Below are 2,500 nucleotides of genomic sequence, written 5' to 3'. Positions count from 1 at the left end.
AGGCCAGCGGCACCGAGGAATAAAGTCGAACAGGATGGAAAGCCTGGCGTAAATGGGTGATAGCCCCGTAGACGTAGAACACTCGGTGTCCTTGAGTAGGGCGGGACACGTGAAATCCTGTCTGAACATGGGGAGACCACTCTCCAAGCCTAAGTACTCGTGCATGACCGATAGCGAACCAGTACCGTGAGGGAAAGGTGAAAAGCACCCCGACGAGGGGAGTGAAATAGAACCTGAAACCGGTTGCCTACAAACAGTGGAAGGCCGCAAGGCTGACTGCGTACCTTTTGTATAATGGGTCAACGACTTAGTGTAACTAGCAAGCTTAAGCCGGTAGGTGTAGGCGCAGCGAAAGCGAGTCTGAACAGGGCGTTCAGTTAGTTGCATTAGACCCGAAACCAGGTGATCTAGCCATGAGCAGGTTGAAGGTTGGGTAACACCAACTGGAGGACCGAACCCGCATCTGTTGCAATAGATTGGGATGACTTGTGGCTAGGGGTGAAAGGCCAATCAAACCTGGAGATAGCTGGTTCTCCGCGAAATCTATTTAGGTAGAGCGTCGATCGAATACCCCGGGGGGTAGAGCACTGGATGGGCTATGGGGACTCACCGTCTTACTGATCCTAACCAAACTCCGAATACCCGGGAGTACTAATCGGCAGACACACGGCGGGTGCTAACGTCCGTCGTGAAAAGGGCAACAACCCTAACCTCCAGCTAAGGTCCCCAAGTCATGGCTAAGTGGGAAAGGATGTGAGGATCCCAAAACAACCAGGATGTTGGCTTAGAAGCAGCCATCATTTAAAGAAAGCGTAACAGCTCACTGGTCTAGTCAAGGGTCTTTGCGCCGAAAATGTAACGGGGCTCAAGCCATGCACCGAAGCTGAGGATGTGCGCAAGCACGTGGTAGCGGAGCGTTCCGTAAGCCTGTGAAGGGAGACCCGTGAGGGCTCCTGGAGGTATCGGAAGTGCGAATGTTGACATGAGTAACGATAAAGGGAGTGAGAGACTCCCTCGCCGAAAGACCAAGGGTTCCTGCTTAAAGTTAATCTGAGCAGGGTTAGCCGGCCCCTAAGACGAGGCGGACACGCGTAGTCGATGGGAACCACGTTAATAATCGTGGGCCTGGCGGTAGTGACGGATCGCGTAACTTGTTCAATCTTACTGGATTGATTGGGCAGGGAAGCGGTTCCAGGAAATAGCTCCGCCATTATAGACCGTACCCGAAACCGACACAGGTGGTCAGGTAGAGCATACCAAGGCGCTTGAGAGAACTGCGTTGAAGGAACTCGGCAAATTGCACGCGTAACTTCGGAAGAAGCGTGACCCCTTTTTACGCAAGTATGGAGGGGTGGCACAGACCAGGGGGTAGCGACTGTTTATCAAAAACACAGGGCTCTGCGAAGTCGCAAGACGACGTATAGGGTCTGACGCCTGCCCGGTGCTGGAAGGTTAAGAGGAGAGGTGCAAGCTTTGAATCGAAGCCCCAGTAAACGGCGGCCGTAACTATAACGGTCCTAAGGTAGCGAAATTCCTTGTCGGGTAAGTTCCGACCTGCACGAATGGCGTAACGACTTCCCCGCTGTCTCCAACGCAGACTCAGTGAAATTGAATTCCCCGTGAAGATGCGGGGTTCCTGCGGTCAGACGGAAAGACCCCGTGCACCTTTACTATAGCTTTACACTGGCATTCGCCAAGGCATGTGTAGGATAGGTGGTAGGCTTTGAAGCAGGGACGCCAGTCTTTGTGGAGCCATCCTTGAAATACCACCCTTATCTTCGTGGATGTCTAACCGCGATCCGTCATCCGGGTCCGGGACAGTGTATGGTGGGTAGTTTGACTGGGGCGGTCGCCTCCGAAAGAGTAACGGAGGCGCGCGATGGTGGGCTCAGACCGGTCGGAAATCGGTCGTCGAGTGCAATGGCATAAGCCCGCCTGACTGCGAGACTGACAAGTCGAGCAGAGACGAAAGTCGGTCATAGTGATCCGGTGGTCCCGCGTGGAAGGGCCATCGCTCAACGGATAAAAGGTACGCCGGGGATAACAGGCTGATGACCCCCAAGAGTCCATATCGACGGGGTTGTTTGGCACCTCGATGTCGACTCATCGCATCCTGGGGCTGGAGCAGGTCCCAAGGGTATGGCTGTTCGCCATTTAAAGCGGTACGTGAGTTGGGTTCAGAACGTCGTGAGACAGTTCGGTCCCTATCTGCCGTGGGTGTAGGAATATTGACAGGATCTGTCCCTAGTACGAGAGGACCGGGATGGACGTATCTCTGGTGGATCTGTTGTCGCGCCAGCGGCATAGCAGAGTAGCTATATACGGAATGGATAACCGCTGAAGGCATCTAAGCGGGAAACCAACCTGAAAACGAGTGTTCCCTGAGAGCCGTGGAAGACGACCACGTTGATAGGACGGGTGTGGAAGCAAGGCAACTTGTGAAGCTTACCGTTACTAATAGCTCGATAGACTTGATCGTTCCCATTGCCTATGATCATCA

At 53.8% G+C, this 2,500-nt stretch carries 1 rRNA gene (cut by a window edge); it reads left to right on the top strand.

The window, feature by feature from the left end:
- Positions 1–2,479: ribosomal RNA gene (locus E8Q41_RS22535) — 23S ribosomal RNA — on the top strand; it begins 312 nt to the left of the window's first position.
- Positions 2,480–2,500: the final 21 nt, after the last annotated feature.

The organism is Rhizobium sp. FKL33 (genome assembly GCF_005222915.1).
Lineage (GTDB): Bacteria > Pseudomonadota > Alphaproteobacteria > Rhizobiales > Rhizobiaceae > Rhizobium_E.
Note: the sequence above shows the minus strand (reverse complement) of the source record. Positions and strands in the feature narration are given on the sequence as shown.